The following is a 15,460-nucleotide window of genomic DNA, read 5'->3' as shown; positions in this document are numbered from 1 at the left end:
CCCCGGAGCCCCGGTCCCGCGCTCCACGGGGCCCGTTCCCACCCGCCGACCCTCCCCGGTTAGGCATGCCTTACGTGACGCACGGCATTCCGTGGCGCGGGGGGCCGGCTTGCCCGCCGCCGGCGAATTACGCAACAATGGTGTTGTGAAAAACCGGAGCGAGCATGCCCAGCGGGAGGGGAACCGGTCGGTCGACGCGACCACCGCGCCCCCGCACCCCGGCCTGCCCGCCTCCGAGGAGCAGCACGGCACCCGCGGCCGGGTGGCCCGCTCCATACTCGACCACGGCCCCTCCAGCGCCGCCGAACTGGCCGGACGGCTGGGACTGACCCAGGCCGCCGTCCGCCGGCACCTCGACGCGCTCACCGCCGACCGGATCGTGGAGGCGCGCGAGCGCCGGGTCCACGGTGCCCGGGGTCGGGGGCGTCCCGCCAAGGTGTTCGCCCTGACCGACGAGGGCCGGGAGTCCTTCGAGCAGGCCTACGACCAGCTGGCCGTGGACGCCCTGCGATGGATCGCCCGGGGCGCCGGGGGCGGGGAGCCGGGCGAGGCCGCGGTGCTGGCCTTCGCCCGCGCCCGGGCCGACGCGCTCGCCGAGCGCTATCGCGCCGAGGTGGAGCGAGCCGAACCGCACCGTCGCACCGCCGCCCTCGCGGCGGCGCTCAGCCGGGACGGCTTCGCCGCCGCGGCCCGCTCGGCCCCCGCGCCGGGCGGCGAGCAGCTGTGCCAGCACCACTGCCCGGTGGCCCACGCCGCCGAGCGTTTCCCGCAGTTGTGCGAGGCGGAGACCGAGGTCTTCTCCCGCCTGCTCGGCACCCACGTGCAGCGCCTGGCCACCATCGCCCACGGCGACGGGGTCTGCACCACGTTCGTGCCGGCCACCACACCCGGGGACCGGACGCGCGCCCCTCACCGGCACGCGTCGCGCTCCCCGTCCCGCGGCGGGAGACCCACCGGGGCCGCCCCCGGCGGCCCGGGAACCGCATCGAACACCACCGCGAAGACCGCATCACCACGTACTGCCGGGAGGAACCCCGCATGACGCTCCCCACGGAGACCGCCCACCCCGAACTGGAGGGCCTGGGCACCTACGAGTACGGCTGGGCCGACTCCGACACGGCAGGCGCCTCCGCCCGGCGCGGCCTCTCCGAGGAGGTCGTCCGCGACATCTCGGCGAAGAAGTCCGAGCCCGAGTGGATGCTCAAGCTCCGCCTGAAGGCGCTGAAGCTGTTCGAGAAGAAGCCGATGCCCAACTGGGGGTCCGACCTCAGCGGCATCGACTTCGAGAACATCAAGTACTTCGTCCGTTCCACGGAGAAGCAGGCCACCTCCTGGGAGGACCTGCCCGAGGACATCAAGAACACCTACGACAGGCTGGGCATCCCGGAGGCCGAGAAGCAGCGCCTGGTCGCCGGCGTGGCCGCCCAGTACGAGTCCGAGGTGGTCTACCACCAGATCCGCGAGGACCTGGAGAAGCAGGGTGTCCTCTTCCTGGACACCGACACCGCCCTGCGCGAGCACCCGGAGATCTTCCGGGAGCACTTCGGGACCGTCATCCCGACCGGTGACAACAAGTTCGCCGCGCTGAACACCGCGGTGTGGTCCGGTGGCTCCTTCATCTACGTGCCCAAGGGCGTCCACGTGGACATCCCCCTGCAGGCCTACTTCCGGATCAACACCGAGAACATGGGCCAGTTCGAGCGGACCCTGATCATCGTCGACGAGGACGCCTACGTCCACTACGTCGAGGGCTGCACCGCCCCGATCTACCAGTCCGACTCGCTGCACTCGGCGGTCGTGGAGATCATCGTGAAGAAGGGCGGCCGCTGCCGCTACACGACGATCCAGAACTGGTCGAACAACGTGTACAACCTGGTGACCAAGCGGGCGGTCGCCTACGAGGGCGCCACCATGGAGTGGGTGGACGGCAACATCGGCTCCAAGGTCACCATGAAGTACCCGGCCGTCTACCTGATGGGCGAGCACGCCAAGGGCGAGACCCTCTCGGTGGCCTTCGCCGGCGAGGGCCAGCACCAGGACGCCGGCGCCAAGATGGTGCACATGGCCCCCCGCACCTCCTCCAACATCGTCTCCAAGTCGGTGGCCCGCGGCGGCGGTCGCACCTCCTACCGGGGTCTGATCGAGATCGCCGAGGGCGCGGAGGGCTCGAAGTCCAGCGTGCTGTGCGACGCGCTCCTGGTGGACACCGTCTCCCGCTCCGACACCTACCCCTACGTGGACGTCCGCGAGGACGACGTCACGATGGGGCACGAGGCGACCGTCTCGAAGGTCAGCGACGACCAGCTCTTCTACCTGATGAGCCGGGGCATGTCCGAGGACGAGGCGATGGCGATGATCGTGCGCGGCTTCGTCGAGCCGATCGCCAAGGAACTGCCCATGGAGTACGCGCTGGAGCTCAACCGCCTGATCGAGCTGCAGATGGAGGGCGCGGTCGGCTGACGCCGCCCGGCCGCCGGCCCGCGCGGGACGATCACCGAGACGGTGACCGTCCCGTGCGGGCCGACCTCCGCCCGGTCCCGACCGGGGCCCCGGGCACCCGCCCGGAGCCGAACCGACCGCCGCCGGCCCGCCGCCCGCCGCGCCGGCGGCGCCGACCCGCAGACCCAGAAAGCGAGCACGACGACTGCCATGGCTGAGGCCCAGACCCTTCCGGCCGGTGCCACCACCACCGGATCCATCGCGGTGGCCGCGGAATCCACCGTGGCCACCCGGATGAGTGCGCCGCCGTCCTTCGATGTGGCCGACTTCCCGGTGCCCCATGGCCGCGAGGAGGAATGGCGCTTCACCCCGCTCGAGCGCCTGCGCGGCCTGCACGACGAGCCGATCGACCCGGCCGGGTCCGTCAAGCTCGACATCACCGCCCCCGACGGCGTCACCGTCGAACGGGTGGGTCGCGACGACGCCCGCCTCGGCCGTGCCGGCAAGCCGGTCGACCGGGTCGCCGCCCGCGCCTACAGCTCCTTCGAGAGCGCCACCGTGGTCACCGTGGCCAAGGAGCGCGCCCTCACCGAGCCGATCCGGGTCTCGCTGCACGGCGAGGGCGGGGTCACCTTCGGGCACACCGTCTTCGAGCTGGAGCCCTTCGCCGAGGCGATCCTCGTCCTGGACCACACCGGCGACACCGTCCGCGCGGCCAACGTCGAGTTCGTCGTCGGCGACGGTGCCAAGCTCACCGTGGTCTCCGTGCAGGACTGGGACGACAGCGCGGTGCACTGCTCCCAGCACAACGCCCTGGTCGGCCGGGACGCCCGCTTCACCTCCGTCGTCGTGACCTTCGGCGGCGACCTGGTGCGGCTGCACCCCCGGGTGACCTACACCGGGCCCGGCGGCGAGGCCGAGTTCTACGGCCTCTACTTCACCGACGACGGCCAGCACCACGAGCACCGCCTGTTCGTCGACCACGACGCCCCCAACTGCCGCAGCGACGTCGCCTACAAGGGCGCCCTCCAGGGCCGCGACGCGCACGCGGTGTGGATCGGCGACGTGCTGATCCGCGCCGCCGCCACCGGCACCGACACCTACGAGCTCAACCGCAACCTCGTCCTGACCGACGGCGCGCGGGTCGACTCGGTGCCCAACCTGGAGATCGAGACCGGCGAGATCGTCGGCGCCGGACACGCCTCCGCCACCGGTCGCTTCGACGACGAGCAGCTCTTCTACCTCACCTCCCGCGGCATCCCCACCGAGGAGGCCCGCCGCCTGGTCGTGCGGGGCTTCTTCGCCGAGCTGGTGCAGCGCATCGGCGTCCCGGACGTGGAGGAGCGGCTGGTGGCCAAGCTGGAGGCCGAGCTCGAGGCGTCCATCGGATGAGCGCCGGAGAGTTCGTGAAGGCCTGCGCGTTGGGGGACCTCGACGAGGACACCCCCCACCGCGTGGAGCTGGAGGGCGTGCCGATCTCCGTCGTGCGCACCGGGGGCGAGGTCTTCGCCGTGCACGACATCTGCTCCCACGCCAACGTGTCGCTCTCCGAGGGCGAGGTGGAGGACTGCATGATCGAGTGCTGGCTCCACGGCTCCATGTTCGACCTGCGGACCGGGCGGCCCTCCGGCCCACCGGCCTCGCGTCCCATTCCCGTATACCCTGTCAAGATCGAAGGAGACGGCCCCGGCGCCGCCGTGCTCGTCTCCGTCACCCAGGAGTCCTGAGTTCCCCATGGCAACGCTTGAGATCCACGACCTGCACGTCTCCGTCGAGACCGAGACCGGCTCCACCGAGATCCTGCGGGGCGTCGACCTGACCGTGAAGCAGGGCGAGACCCACGCCATCATGGGGCCCAACGGCTCCGGCAAGTCCACCCTCGCGTACTCCCTGGCCGGCCACCCCAAGTACACCGTCACCGGCGGCACCGTCACCCTCGACGGCGAGGACGTGCTGGAGATGTCGGTGGACGAGCGCGCCCGCGCCGGTGTCTTCCTCGCCATGCAGTACCCGGTCGAGGTCCCCGGCGTCTCGGTCTCCAACTTCCTGCGCACCTCCGCCACCGCGATCCGGGGCGAGGCCCCGAAGCTGCGGACCTGGGTCAAGGAGGTGAAGGAGGCCATGGCCCGTCTGGACATGGACCCCGCCTTCGCCGAGCGCAACGTGAACGAGGGTTTCTCCGGCGGTGAGAAGAAGCGCCACGAGATCCTCCAGCTGGAGCTGCTCAAGCCGAGGATCGCGATCCTCGACGAGACCGACTCGGGTCTGGACATCGACGCCCTGCGGGTGGTGTCCGACGGCGTCAACCGGGTCCGGGAGAGCGGTGAGGTCGGCACCCTGCTGATCACCCACTACACCCGTATCCTGCGGTACATCAAGCCCGACCACGTCCACGTCTTCGCCAAGGGCCGGATCGTGGAGTCCGGCGGCCCCGAGCTGGCCGAACAGCTGGAGGCCGAGGGCTACGAGCGCTACGTCAAGGGCGGCGCGTCCGCGTGACCGCCAGCGCGCGGCCCGGCGCCGCGCGGGTGTCCCGACGATCGGCCGACCGGTCGAGCGTCGGGACACCGCACCCGAACCGGCCCGTCCCGCCTCGCGGGGCGGGCCCCACGAGCTACCGAAAGGAGGGGGCGTGACGCAGCTGACCGGCCTCCTCGACACCGAGGCGATCCGCAAGGACTTCCCCGCCCTGGACCGCACGGTCCACGACGGTCGGCGCCTGGTCTACCTGGACAACGCGGCGACCTCGCAGAAGCCGCGCCAGGTGCTGGACGCCCTCACCACCTACTACGAGCGGCACAACGCCAATGTCCACCGCGGCGTGCACGTGCTGGCCGAGGAGGCGACGGCGCTCTACGAGGGTGCCCGCGACCGGGTCGCGGCCTTCATCAACGCACCCAGCCGCGACGAGGTGATCTTCACCAAGAACGCCTCGGAGTCGCTGAACCTCGTCGCCAACATGCTGGGCTGGGCGGACGACCCCTACCGGGTGGACGAGCGCACCGAGATCGTCATCACCGAGATGGAGCACCACTCCAACATCGTGCCCTGGCAGCTGCTGTCGCAGCGCACCGGCGCGACCCTGCGGTGGTTCGGCCTCACCGACGACGGGCGCCTGGACCTCTCCCGGATCGAGGAGGTCATCACCGAGCGCACCAAGATCGTCTCGTTCGTGCTGGTCTCCAACATCCTGGGCACCGTCAACCCGGTGGAGACCATCGTGCGCCGGGCCCAGGAGGTCGGCGCGCTGGTCCTCATCGACGCCTCGCAGGCGGCGCCCCACCAGGTCCTGGACGTCCAGGCGCTGCAGGCCGACTTCGTGGCCTTCACCGGGCACAAGATGTGCGGACCCACCGGCATCGGCGTGCTGTGGGGCCGCCAGGAACTGCTGGAGGACCTGCCGCCCTTCCTGGGCGGCGGCGAGATGATCGAGACCGTCTCGATGAGCTCCTCCACCTACGCCCCCGCCCCGCACAAGTTCGAGGCGGGCACCCCGCCGATCGCGCAGGCGGTCGGTCTGGGTGCGGCCATCGACTACCTGTCGGGCATCGGCATGGAGCGGATCGCGGCCCACGAGCACGCGATCACCGCCTATGCCCTGGAGCGGTTGGCCTCCGTGCCCGACCTCCGGATCATCGGCCCGGCCGATGTCCGGGACCGGGGCGCGGCGATCTCCTTCACGCTGGGGGACATCCACCCCCACGACGTCGGGCAGGTGCTCGACGAACTGGGGATCGCGGTCCGCGTCGGCCACCACTGCGCCCGTCCGGTCTGCCTGCGCTACGGGGTGCCGGCGACCACCCGGGCCTCCTTCTATCTGTACTCGACGCCGGCCGAGGTGGACGCGCTGGTCGCGGGTCTGGAACATGTCCGCGACTTCTTCGGTTGACGCCACGGGCGACCCGGTCGCGAACCCGCCGGGCCGCCCCACCGTCCGTGACAGCGGCGCGGCCCGGCGGGGTCGCGGCCGGAGCGCGAGGATGACGCGATGAAGTTGGAATCGATGTACCAGGACGTGATCCTGGATCATTACAAGAACCCGCGCGGTCGCGGCCTGCGCGAGGGGGACGCCGAGGTCCACCACGTCAACCCGACCTGTGGTGACGAGATCACCCTGCGGGTCCGGCTGGACGGCGACACCATCGCGGACGTCAGCTACGAGGGTCAGGGCTGTTCCATCAGCCAGGCGGGCGCATCGGTCCTGAACGAACTGCTGGTCGGCGCGACGATTCCCGACGCGCGGCGGATCCAGGAGTCCTTCCTGGAGCTGATGCAGTCCAGGGGGCGGCTGGAGCCCGACGACGAGATGGAGGAGATCCTCCAGGACGCCGTCGCCTTCGCCGGGGTGTCGAAGTATCCGGCGCGGGTGAAGTGCGCGCTGCTGAGCTGGATGGCCTGGAAGGACGCGACCGCGCAAGCGGCCGGCGGGGAGGAAGTGACCGCGCAAGCGGCCGGCGGGGAGGACGCGACCGCGCAAGCGGCCGGCGGGGAGGAAGCGACCGCGCAAGCGGCCGGCGGGGAGGACGCGACCGCGCAAGCGGCCGGCGGGGAGGACGCGACCGCGCAAGCGGCCGGCGGGGAGGAAGCGACCGCGCGGGCCGCCGGCGGGGAGGACGCCACCGCGGGGAGGAAGTGACCGCGCGGGTCGGCGCGGTGAACCATCACAACCGGGAGATCCCATGACCGAGACCACCACCACCCCGGCCTCCGAGGAGGAGGTGCGCGAGGCGTTGTACGACGTCGTCGACCCCGAGCTGGGCATCGATGTCGTGAACCTCGGCCTCGTCTACGGCGTGCACATCGACGACGCCAACATCGCCACCATCGACATGACCCTGACCTCCGCGGCCTGCCCGCTGACCGACGTGATCGAGGACCAGGCCCGGACGGCCACCGAGGGGCTGGTCAGCGAGCTGCGGATCAACTGGGTCTGGATGCCCCCGTGGGGTCCGGACAAGATCACCGACGACGGTCGTGAGCAGTTGCGCGCCCTCGGCTTCAACGTCTGACGGCTTCCGGACGCCCCCCGGGCGTTCCCCGTTGCGCCCCACCGGTCCACGGATCGGTGGGGCGTCGTGTCGTCGTCGCGCGGTCCGCGCCGGCACACGTCGGTCCCCGTGCGCCGGCGGTTCGCGGGGAATTCGACTGCTCTCCGCCGACTCTTCACCCCGGTCGTGGAATCCCGTTCACCCTGCGTACACCCCCCGCACCGCGTCGCGTCACAGCCCCCTCCTACGCTCCGGTTCAGCCGACGCCGGGACCCCGGCGTGTGGGGAGGAGTGCTGGTGCAGTTCACAATCGGAAGGCCGACGCGACGCAGGTCCGCGTCGGCGGGGGAGGGGCGGGACGGAACGTCCGCCCTGGCCGAACGGATGGCCGACTGCGCCGTCGTCGGGGGCCAGCTCGTCGGCAACGCCGATCCGGCGCGGGCCGGCCTCGGGGAGGCGGTTCGCGCCCTGCTGGCAGCCTACGCCGAGGCGCTCACCGATCCGACGCGCTCCGCCGTCCTCCTCACGGACAACGGCCGATGGCCCAAGGAGTACCCGGCCGTTTTCGACGGCCTGCTCCGGGTGGGGCAGGCCGCGGTGGACACCGGGACCCCGGAGGCGCTGGGGCTCGCCCGGCGGGTGACCGGGACCGTCCTCGGGGTGCGCGAGAACTCCCGGGCGGGCTGGCGGCTGCGCGCGCGGGTGCTGGAGGCGCTCGGCGACGACCGGGGGGCCGTCGAGGCACACGGTCGCTACCTGGCGCTGTGCACCATCGACGATGTCGGGACCGGGGCCCGCATCGCCTCGCTGCGGGAGAGCCGGGAGCAGTTGGAGAAGTGCGTCGCCGAGCTGCTCCGGGCCTGCCCCGGGGCCGGTGAGCGGGCCGTGGTGTCGCCCACCGAGTCCCGGGCCGCCGCCGTCCGGGCGCGGGACGCCGGGGACTTCGCCGGCGCCGTGGAGCACCTGATCGCCGCGCTGGCCGCGATGACGGCGGAGGACCGGCCGCTCGGGGAGCTGAGCGAGGCGCTGACCGCCGTCATCGACCACCGGCCCCCGGCCGGCTCGGGCGCCTACGACCCCCTGGCCGACCCCCGGATCGTGGAGATGTACTCCACCCACCGGCGGTTGTTGGCCCGCGAGTCCACCCCCGACCCGCTGCTCGGCGGCACCTCGGTGATCGGGCTGAGCGATTTCCGCAACCTGATCGCCGGCAGGAGCGTCTGCCTGGTGGCCAACTCGCAGCGGGTCGCGACGAGCGGGATGGGCGCGGAGATCGACGACTACGACCTGGTCGTCCGCTTCAACTCCTTCCGCATCGACGCGGAGCACACCGGGCGGCGCACGGACATCCACGCCACCATCCACAAGCACAACTTCAACTGGGACGTGCCGGTGCGGACCCGGTTGGTGTTCGGGGGCAAGCAGGGGGCCTGGTTGCAGTCGGTGCGCCGGCGTCTGGTGCCGGGCGCCCAGCGGTACGTCAACGACCGGAGTCTGCGGTGGCCGGTCCGCGAGATCGGCCGGCTGACCGAGGAGGAGTGGCCCTCGATTCCCACCAGCGGCTTCAACATGCTGTGGCTGCTGGACTTCCTGGACGTCAATCCGCGCCTGGACCTGATCGGTTTCGACTTCTACGCCTCGGGCGCCTATCGCCTGCAGGACGCCATGAAGCTTCCGATCACCTCCGTCCACGAGTACCGGCGGGAACGCGAGTGGATCATGGAGCGGGCCCGCCACGCCGACGAGATGAGGATCGCCCTCCGATGAGCACGACCCCGACGGGGACCGCCGTGGCCGCGACCCAGCCCCTCAAGCGCCGCATCGCCTTCGCCTCGTACGTCGACGAGAACTACCTGCCGGGCTTCCTCGTCCTGTTGCGCAGCCTGGCGCTGTCCAACCCCCGGGTGTGCGAGGACTTCGTCGTCCTGTACGACGACCTGCGGCCGGCCTCGGTGGAACGCATCCAGGCGCTCCACCCCCGGATCGTGCTGCGCAGGGTCCGGGCCGAGCACTACGCCGACTTCGTGAAGGGCGATCCGCACAACTACCTCGTGCGCAAGGCGTACTTCATCCTCGACGTCTTCGGCATCCGGGACTACGACACGATCATCACCCTGGACACCGACATGGTGGTGCCGGGGGACATCTCCGAGCTGCTGACCCTGCGCGAGGGACTGGGCGCGGTGGCGCAGTTCTTCCAGGGCCGCGACAAACTCAACAGCGGCCTCCTGGTCATCCAGCGCGAATACCTCACCGACGGGTTCTGCGAGCGGATCGACCGGATCGGCCGATCCGGCGAGTACGAACTGGACAAGCACGACCAGGGCATCCTCAACGCCCTGCTCGAGGGCGACTTCGTGCGCATCGACCCCCGCTACAACTTCGTCAAGCGACGGCTGTCGGGGAACAAGCCGGTGCCGGAGGACGTGGCCATCCTCCACTTCACCGGCCGGCACAAGCCGTGGAACGGCGGCGAGGTCGGCTACGAGGCGGCCGAGGAGGTCTGGCACCGCTACGACCTGTCGGACGCCGACTTCCACGCGGAGTTCTTCGCCCTGCCCGGCGAGAAGCACCCGGAACTGGTGGCCCACCTCGGCCGCCGCGCCCTGGCGGCCGGGGCCGGTCACGCCACGGCCCAGCAGGTCGCCGCCGCACTGGTGGACCTGGGACGCTACCGCGACGCGATCGAGGTCCTCGGGCGGATCCGGATTCCCGCCGAACGCGCCCGCGCGCACGCCCTCCTGGGCCAGGCGCTGATGGCGGACTCCCGTCACGCCGAGGCGGAGGCCCACCTGCTGCTCGCGGCCGCCTCCCCGCCGGTGACGCCGAAGGCGATGGGGCGACTGGCCCAACTGCGCTGGGTGCTGCACGACGACGAGGGGGCCCGGCGGTACGCCCTCGCCGGCCTGGCGGCCGACCCCACCGACCGCATGTGCGGCATCCTGCACCGACGCACCGCGCAGGCGCCCCCCGCCGACACGGCGGACGACGCGGAGGCGGGGCGACAGCTCGCCCACGTGGCGTTCTACATGGACCAACAGGGCAACGCCGGCGACAAGGTCCTCCCGGACGCGGTGCGGCGCTGCTTCGGTCCCGACATCGGTCCCGCCGCCTGGCACCCCGAGCACGTCCACCGGTACGTGGACGACGCCGCGCTGGCCCGGATCAACCGACGGCGGGGCCTGGTCATCGGCGGAGGGGGACTGTTCATCCCCGACACCTCGCCCAACGGCCACAGCGCCTGGCAGTGGAACGTCACCGACGAGACCATCCGCGCCATCGAGGTGCCCCTCGCGGTGTTCGCCGTCGGGTACAACGCCTTCGAGGGCCAGACCTACGCCCGGGAGCGCTTCACCGAGAGCCTGCGCACCCTGGTCGGGCGGGCCGACTTCTTCGGACTGCGCAACCACGGGTCCGTCGAGCGGGTCCGCGCGCTGCTGCCGGCCGGACTGCGGGAGAAGGTCGTCTTCCAGCCCTGCCCCACGACGGTGGCCCGGCAGATCGTGCCCGGCTGGCGCGACCCGTCCGAGCGGGCCGACACGGTGATGGTCAACTGTGCCTTCGACCGGGCGGGGCTGCGCTTCGGCCACGACTACGACCACTTCCTGGCCCAGATGGCCCGTGCCATCCGGGCGCTGGGGGAGGAGGTCGAGGTCCGGTACGCGGCACACGCCGTCACCGACGAGAAATTCGTCCTCGACCTGCGCCGGGCGCACGGCATCACGCTGCCGGTGGACCCCATGTACGACTGGGACACCCCCCGGATCCTGGCCGAGTACGCCCGCACCCGGCTGGTGATGGGCATGCGGGGCCACGCCGGGATGATCCCCTTCGGCTGCGGGACACCGATCATCAGCCTGATCTCGCACCCCAAGCTGGCCTACTTCCTCAAGGACATCGACCGCCCGGAATGGGGCGTCTCGGTGCACGAGCGCCGGCTCGGCGACCTGCTCACCGAGCGGGCCCGCGACCTGCTGGCGAACCAGGAGGCCACGGTCGCGGACGTGCACGACCGGCAGCGGTGGCTGTGGAAGGTGACCCGGGACAACCTGGGAGCCCTCGGGCGTCTCTTCGACACGACACCGGCCGTGGAGGCGGTGATCGGCTGAGGACGTGCGTCGCCCCGCCGGGGCGGGACCCCGACCCCGGTCCCGCCCCGGCGGGGCACGGCGTTCCGGGCCGGGAGGGCGGGACCGGTTCGCGAGCGGAACCGGCCGCCGGTTAGCGTGGCCCCATGACCGCACGTGCTCACTCCACCACCGGCGCCGTGGCCGCCGGCCTCGCCACCCTCACCACCGACGGCACCGTCCTGGACACCTGGTTCCCCGCCCCGGAACTGCTCGACGAGCCGGGACCGGCCGGCACCGAACGACTCTCCACCGAGCGGGCCGGCGAGCTGCTGGGCGAAGCGGCTCTCGACGCCCTCGGCCCCGACCCCCGGCGCGGGGTCGAGGTGGTGGCGGTCCGCACCGTGATCACCTCCCTGGCCGAGAAGCCCCTCGACGCCCACGACGCCTACCTGCGGCTCCACCTCCTCAGCCACCGGCTGGTGCGGCCCAACACCCAGAACCTGGACGGCGTCTTCGGCCTGCTCGCCAACGTCGCCTGGACCAACCTGGGTCCGGTGCCGATCGATCGGGTGGACCACGCCCGGCTCGCCGCCCGCGCGGCCGGCGCGCCGCTCATCGTCACCGGGGTCGACAAGTTCCCCCGGATGACCGACTACGTGGTGCCCTCCGGCGTGCGCATCGGCGACGCCGACCGGGTGCGACTGGGCGCCCACCTGGCCTCCGGTACCACCGTCATGCACGAGGGTTTCGTCAACTTCAACGCCGGGACCCTGGGCAACTCCATGGTGGAGGGACGGATCAGCGCCGGTGTGGTGGTCGGCGACGGGTCCGACATCGGGGGCGGGGCCTCCATCATGGGCACCCTCTCCGGGGGCGGGAAGGAGACCATCTCCATCGGCGAACGCTGCCTGCTCGGCGCCGAGGCGGGCATCGGCATCTCGCTGGGCGACGACTGCGTGGTCGAGGCGGGTCTCTACGTCACCGCCGGCACCCGGGTCACCCTCCCGGACGGGTCGGTGGTCAAGGCCCTGGAGTTGACCGGCGCGAACAACCTGCTCTTCCGCCGCAACTCCACCACCGGCACCGTCGAGGCGCTCCAGCGCACCGGCTCGTGGGGCGGCCTCAACGCCGCTCTGCACAGCAACGACTGACGGGGCCCGGGGACGGGTGTCCCCGCCCCGGGGCGGCCCGGCGGAATCGGCGACGATCCCGCCGGGCCGCTCCGTTCGGCGGCCCTCGCGGGGCGGCGGGGCCCACTAGGCTGACCCCGATCCGCTCTTCCCGCCCGAAGGAGTTGCCCCGCCGTGATCGGTGACCAGCCCGCCGTGATGCCGCCCGTGCGGCTTCCCCGGGAGGCCGAACTGGCCGCTGCCGTGCTCGCCGCCCCGCTCCCCTCCCGCGCGCTGCGGCTGGCCCGCGAGTTGCCGGTCCGGGACACGTCGGGGGACGCCTCCGGTGCCGCGGCGGCCGGGGAGGGCATCCCGCTGGAACCGGGCCTGGACCCGACCGAGGAGGACCTGGCCCGCGCGGTGCGGTTGCTGGGGCTGGCCGAGGACCCCGAGGGGGCGTCGAAAGCCGCCGAGGCGTGGGCGTTCGCGATCGAGGCGGGCCTGGTCGAGGTGGTCGGGGAGGAGGGTGCGCCGCGCGCCGTCCCGGCCGAGGGGCTCGCCGACTTCGGGCCCGGCTCCCCGGCCGAGGTGCTGGAACGCTGGTACGGCTCCGTGGACGCGATGCTCGCCGAGCTGACCTCGGCCTTCGTCCTGGAGGACTCCCTGGTGGACGAGGAGGGGGAGACCCCGCACCTCGCCGGGGTGGGGGAGGACAACGGCTTCCTGGAGGCGGCCCTGGCCTCGCTCTACCTGATGACGGTGAGCGCCCCCGGGGGAGCGGCCGGGGAGATGGTTCCGCTGCCGGTGGTCGCGGCGGGGCTGCTCTTCCCCGAGGAACCGGTCGCTCCCGACAACGAGGCGCTCGAACAGGTCTCGGTGGTGATGACCCGTCTCGACTCGCAGTTCGCGGTACTCGCCCCCACCGGGATGATCGAGCACCAGGGGATGGATCCGACCCTGCTCATCGGTGAGGAGGGCGGGGACGGCGGCGACGGCGAGGAGGACGCGGCCGGGAGCGATCTCCCTCCCGACGCCGAGGAGGAGCGCCGGTACGGCCGCCTCCGCCTGACCCCCCTGGGCCTGTACGCCGTGCGGCGCCGTCTGGCGGAGACGGGCATGGACCTCCCGGTGCTCGGCGAAGCCGCCGGGGCCGACGCCTCCCGTCTGCTGACGGTGCTCGCGGCCTACCCCGAGGCGGCCGCCCGGCAGGAGGCGGAGGGATGGTTGGCCCGCCGCGAACCGGAGAAGGCGGCCCGGGAACTGCTCGCCGCCGCCCGGGGTTCGGATCCCGCCGCCCCCGGCCGACGGTTGGAGTGCCAGTCGGTGCTCTCCCTCCTGGGCGACGAAGCGGCCCCGGCCCTGCGCGAGGTGCTCGACGATCCCGAACTCGGCGGTCTCGCCCGGGTGTGGCTCACCGAACACGGCGTCCGGGACGTGCCCGCCCCCTCGGAGGAGATGGTCTTCTGGCTGACGGTGGACACCCTCGCGGCCAGGGTCGGTGCGCGTCCGGTCCCCGCCCTCTTCGGCTCGGACCCGGCGGCCGTTTCCGGCGGTGCCGCGGACGAGGAGGAACTGCGCGAGTTGGTCGACGGCCTGGTCGCACACCACACCGACTTCTTCGACCGGGCCTGGCGGGTGGACCACCCCGCGACCGCTGACGTTCTGGAGGCGATGAGTCGGCTGCACCCCGACCGGCGGATCGCCAAGCAGGCGCGGCGCGCCGCCTTCCGGGCCCGCTCGCGGGGGTGAACGGCGGTTCCCCGCCTCGCTGTTCACTCCTTCGCGTGAACCCGGGGGATCCCGGGGCGGGTTGGACCCGCCGGCCGACGGGACCCCCGACGCGGGCCGCGAGGTGTGCCACCGGTGGCCCGCCCCCGCCGTGGAGGGCGAGGACACGGTGACGCCTGCGGGCCTGCTCACCCACCGCGTCGGTGCCGGCCGGCGTGGAGGGCGGTTTCACCGGGGCGGAACCGGCCGAGGACCGGGTCGTCGCCGAGCGGATCGGCGCCCACGGGCCGTGGTGGCGGTCCGGCGCCGCCCTCGGCCCCCCGAGCCCCGGGGATCGGGGTTCCGGAGGGCCCGATAGTGCCGGTGGGGCCGGGGGGAGCCGTGGTCCCGCGCACCACCGGCATCACCCCGCACGAGTGGTACGAGGAGCGGATCCGCGCCCCGGGAGCCGGGCAGCCGACCGGGCCCGCCCCCGGCACCCGAACACCGCTCCCCGACAACCCCGTTCCCGCCGTCGGCACCGGCCCGCGCCCCCGGGGTGCGGGAGACACGACGGCCGCCGACGGTCCCGCCGGCGCAACGCCCCGCACGCCGTGCCCCGGCGCAACGCCCCGCACGCCGTGCCCCGGGGCGGCTGCCCGGTGAGCGGGCGATCCGGGCGGCCGGGGCCGCCGGATGGCGCGGGTGTCCCGCAGGCCCCCACCACGGGTGGGGGGGGGAGAGAGAGACGGCGTGGTGGTCGGCGGGTACCGGAGCCACGGCCCGGGCTTCACGGTGGGAGCGCCGTTCCTCGGCGCGGACTCCTTCGGCCACTTCGGCGCCGCCGGCTCTTCGACCTCCGCCGAACCGCGCAGCGGCCCCGCGCCGGGCCGCACCCGTCGGACCCCGCTCCGCCCGACGGCTGCGGGCCCCGACGCGCAGTGGTTCGCCGTGGCGGTCCACCGCTGCGCGCCCGCCCTCGGCGGAGCCCCCGCCGGGCCCGCGACCCGCCGTCGGGAATCGATTTCGTAACGGCATCGCATCGTGTTACACATCGAAAACCCGAACGCGTGGCTGAACAGGCAGTATCCCTCCGTCATTCCTTCAACCATCCCCCCAACCGCCCCATCGAGCCCACCGTTTCCCC

11 protein-coding genes and 1 pseudogene are annotated in these 15,460 nt (G+C 72.7%); all 12 read left to right on the top strand.

Annotated elements, in window-relative coordinates:
• Positions 1 to 145: 145 nt before the first annotated feature.
• The 12 genes and pseudogenes from FOE67_RS03605 to FOE67_RS03550 all read left to right on the top strand — a co-directional run bounded on the left by FOE67_RS03605 (position 146) and on the right by FOE67_RS03550 (position 14,355).
• Positions 146 to 1,042: a helix-turn-helix transcriptional regulator gene (locus FOE67_RS03605; RefSeq protein ID WP_438874178.1), complete on the top strand. Its 897-nt coding sequence runs from the start codon at positions 146 to 148 to the stop codon at positions 1,040 to 1,042.
• Positions 1,039 to 2,460 carry a Fe-S cluster assembly protein SufB gene (sufB, locus tag FOE67_RS03600; RefSeq protein ID WP_182660298.1) on the top strand — a complete coding sequence of 474 codons (1,422 nt, stop codon included), beginning with the start codon at positions 1,039 to 1,041 and terminating at the stop codon, positions 2,458 to 2,460. Before FOE67_RS03605 ends, sufB begins: the two co-directional genes overlap by 4 nt.
• 189 nt (positions 2,461 to 2,649) lie before the next feature.
• Positions 2,650 to 3,831: a Fe-S cluster assembly protein SufD gene (gene sufD / locus FOE67_RS03595; protein ID WP_182660296.1), complete on the top strand. Its 1,182-nt coding sequence runs from the start codon at positions 2,650 to 2,652 to the stop codon at positions 3,829 to 3,831.
• Positions 3,828 to 4,166 carry a non-heme iron oxygenase ferredoxin subunit gene (locus tag FOE67_RS03590; protein WP_182660294.1) on the top strand — a complete coding sequence of 113 codons (339 nt, stop codon included), beginning with the start codon at positions 3,828 to 3,830 and terminating at the stop codon, positions 4,164 to 4,166. Before sufD ends, FOE67_RS03590 begins: the two co-directional genes overlap by 4 nt.
• Before the next feature lie 7 nt (positions 4,167 to 4,173).
• Positions 4,174 to 4,938 carry a Fe-S cluster assembly ATPase SufC gene (gene sufC / locus FOE67_RS03585; RefSeq protein WP_182660292.1) on the top strand — a complete coding sequence of 255 codons (765 nt, stop codon included), beginning with the start codon at positions 4,174 to 4,176 and terminating at the stop codon, positions 4,936 to 4,938.
• A 133-nt stretch (positions 4,939 to 5,071) separates the two neighbouring features.
• The gene (locus FOE67_RS03580; RefSeq protein WP_182660290.1) at positions 5,072 to 6,328 is read left to right on the top strand and encodes a cysteine desulfurase; all 1,257 of its coding nucleotides are present in this window, start codon (positions 5,072 to 5,074) and stop codon (positions 6,326 to 6,328) included.
• 99 nt (positions 6,329 to 6,427) lie between these two features.
• A pseudogene (sufU, locus tag FOE67_RS03575) lies at positions 6,428 to 6,871 on the top strand (Fe-S cluster assembly sulfur transfer protein SufU); the annotation flags it as partial.
• A gap of 247 nt (positions 6,872 to 7,118) precedes the next feature.
• Positions 7,119 to 7,448, top strand: a complete 330-nt coding sequence (locus tag FOE67_RS03570) for a metal-sulfur cluster assembly factor (RefSeq protein ID WP_182660288.1) — start codon at positions 7,119 to 7,121, stop codon at positions 7,446 to 7,448.
• A gap of 276 nt (positions 7,449 to 7,724) precedes the next feature.
• The gene (locus FOE67_RS30230; protein ID WP_323384140.1) at positions 7,725 to 9,194 is read left to right on the top strand and encodes a glycosyltransferase family 29 protein; all 1,470 of its coding nucleotides are present in this window, start codon (positions 7,725 to 7,727) and stop codon (positions 9,192 to 9,194) included.
• Positions 9,191 to 11,536, top strand: a complete 2,346-nt coding sequence (locus FOE67_RS03560; RefSeq protein ID WP_182660286.1) for a glycosyltransferase — start codon at positions 9,191 to 9,193, stop codon at positions 11,534 to 11,536. The genes FOE67_RS30230 and FOE67_RS03560 overlap by 4 nt, the downstream gene beginning before the upstream one ends.
• A 125-nt stretch (positions 11,537 to 11,661) precedes the next feature.
• Positions 11,662 to 12,648: a 2,3,4,5-tetrahydropyridine-2,6-dicarboxylate N-succinyltransferase gene (gene dapD, locus FOE67_RS03555; protein WP_182660284.1), complete on the top strand. Its 987-nt coding sequence runs from the start codon at positions 11,662 to 11,664 to the stop codon at positions 12,646 to 12,648.
• 153 nt (positions 12,649 to 12,801) lie between these two features.
• Entirely contained in the window at positions 12,802 to 14,355 is a 1,554-nt protein-coding gene (locus FOE67_RS03550; RefSeq protein WP_438874177.1) for a hypothetical protein, read from the top strand.
• Positions 14,356 to 15,460: the final 1,105 nt, after the last annotated feature.

This window comes from Streptomyces calidiresistens (assembly GCF_014141525.1).
Classification (GTDB): domain Bacteria; phylum Actinomycetota; class Actinomycetes; order Streptomycetales; family Streptomycetaceae; genus Streptomyces; species Streptomyces calidiresistens.
Note: the sequence above shows the minus strand (reverse complement) of the source record. Positions and strands in the feature narration are given on the sequence as shown.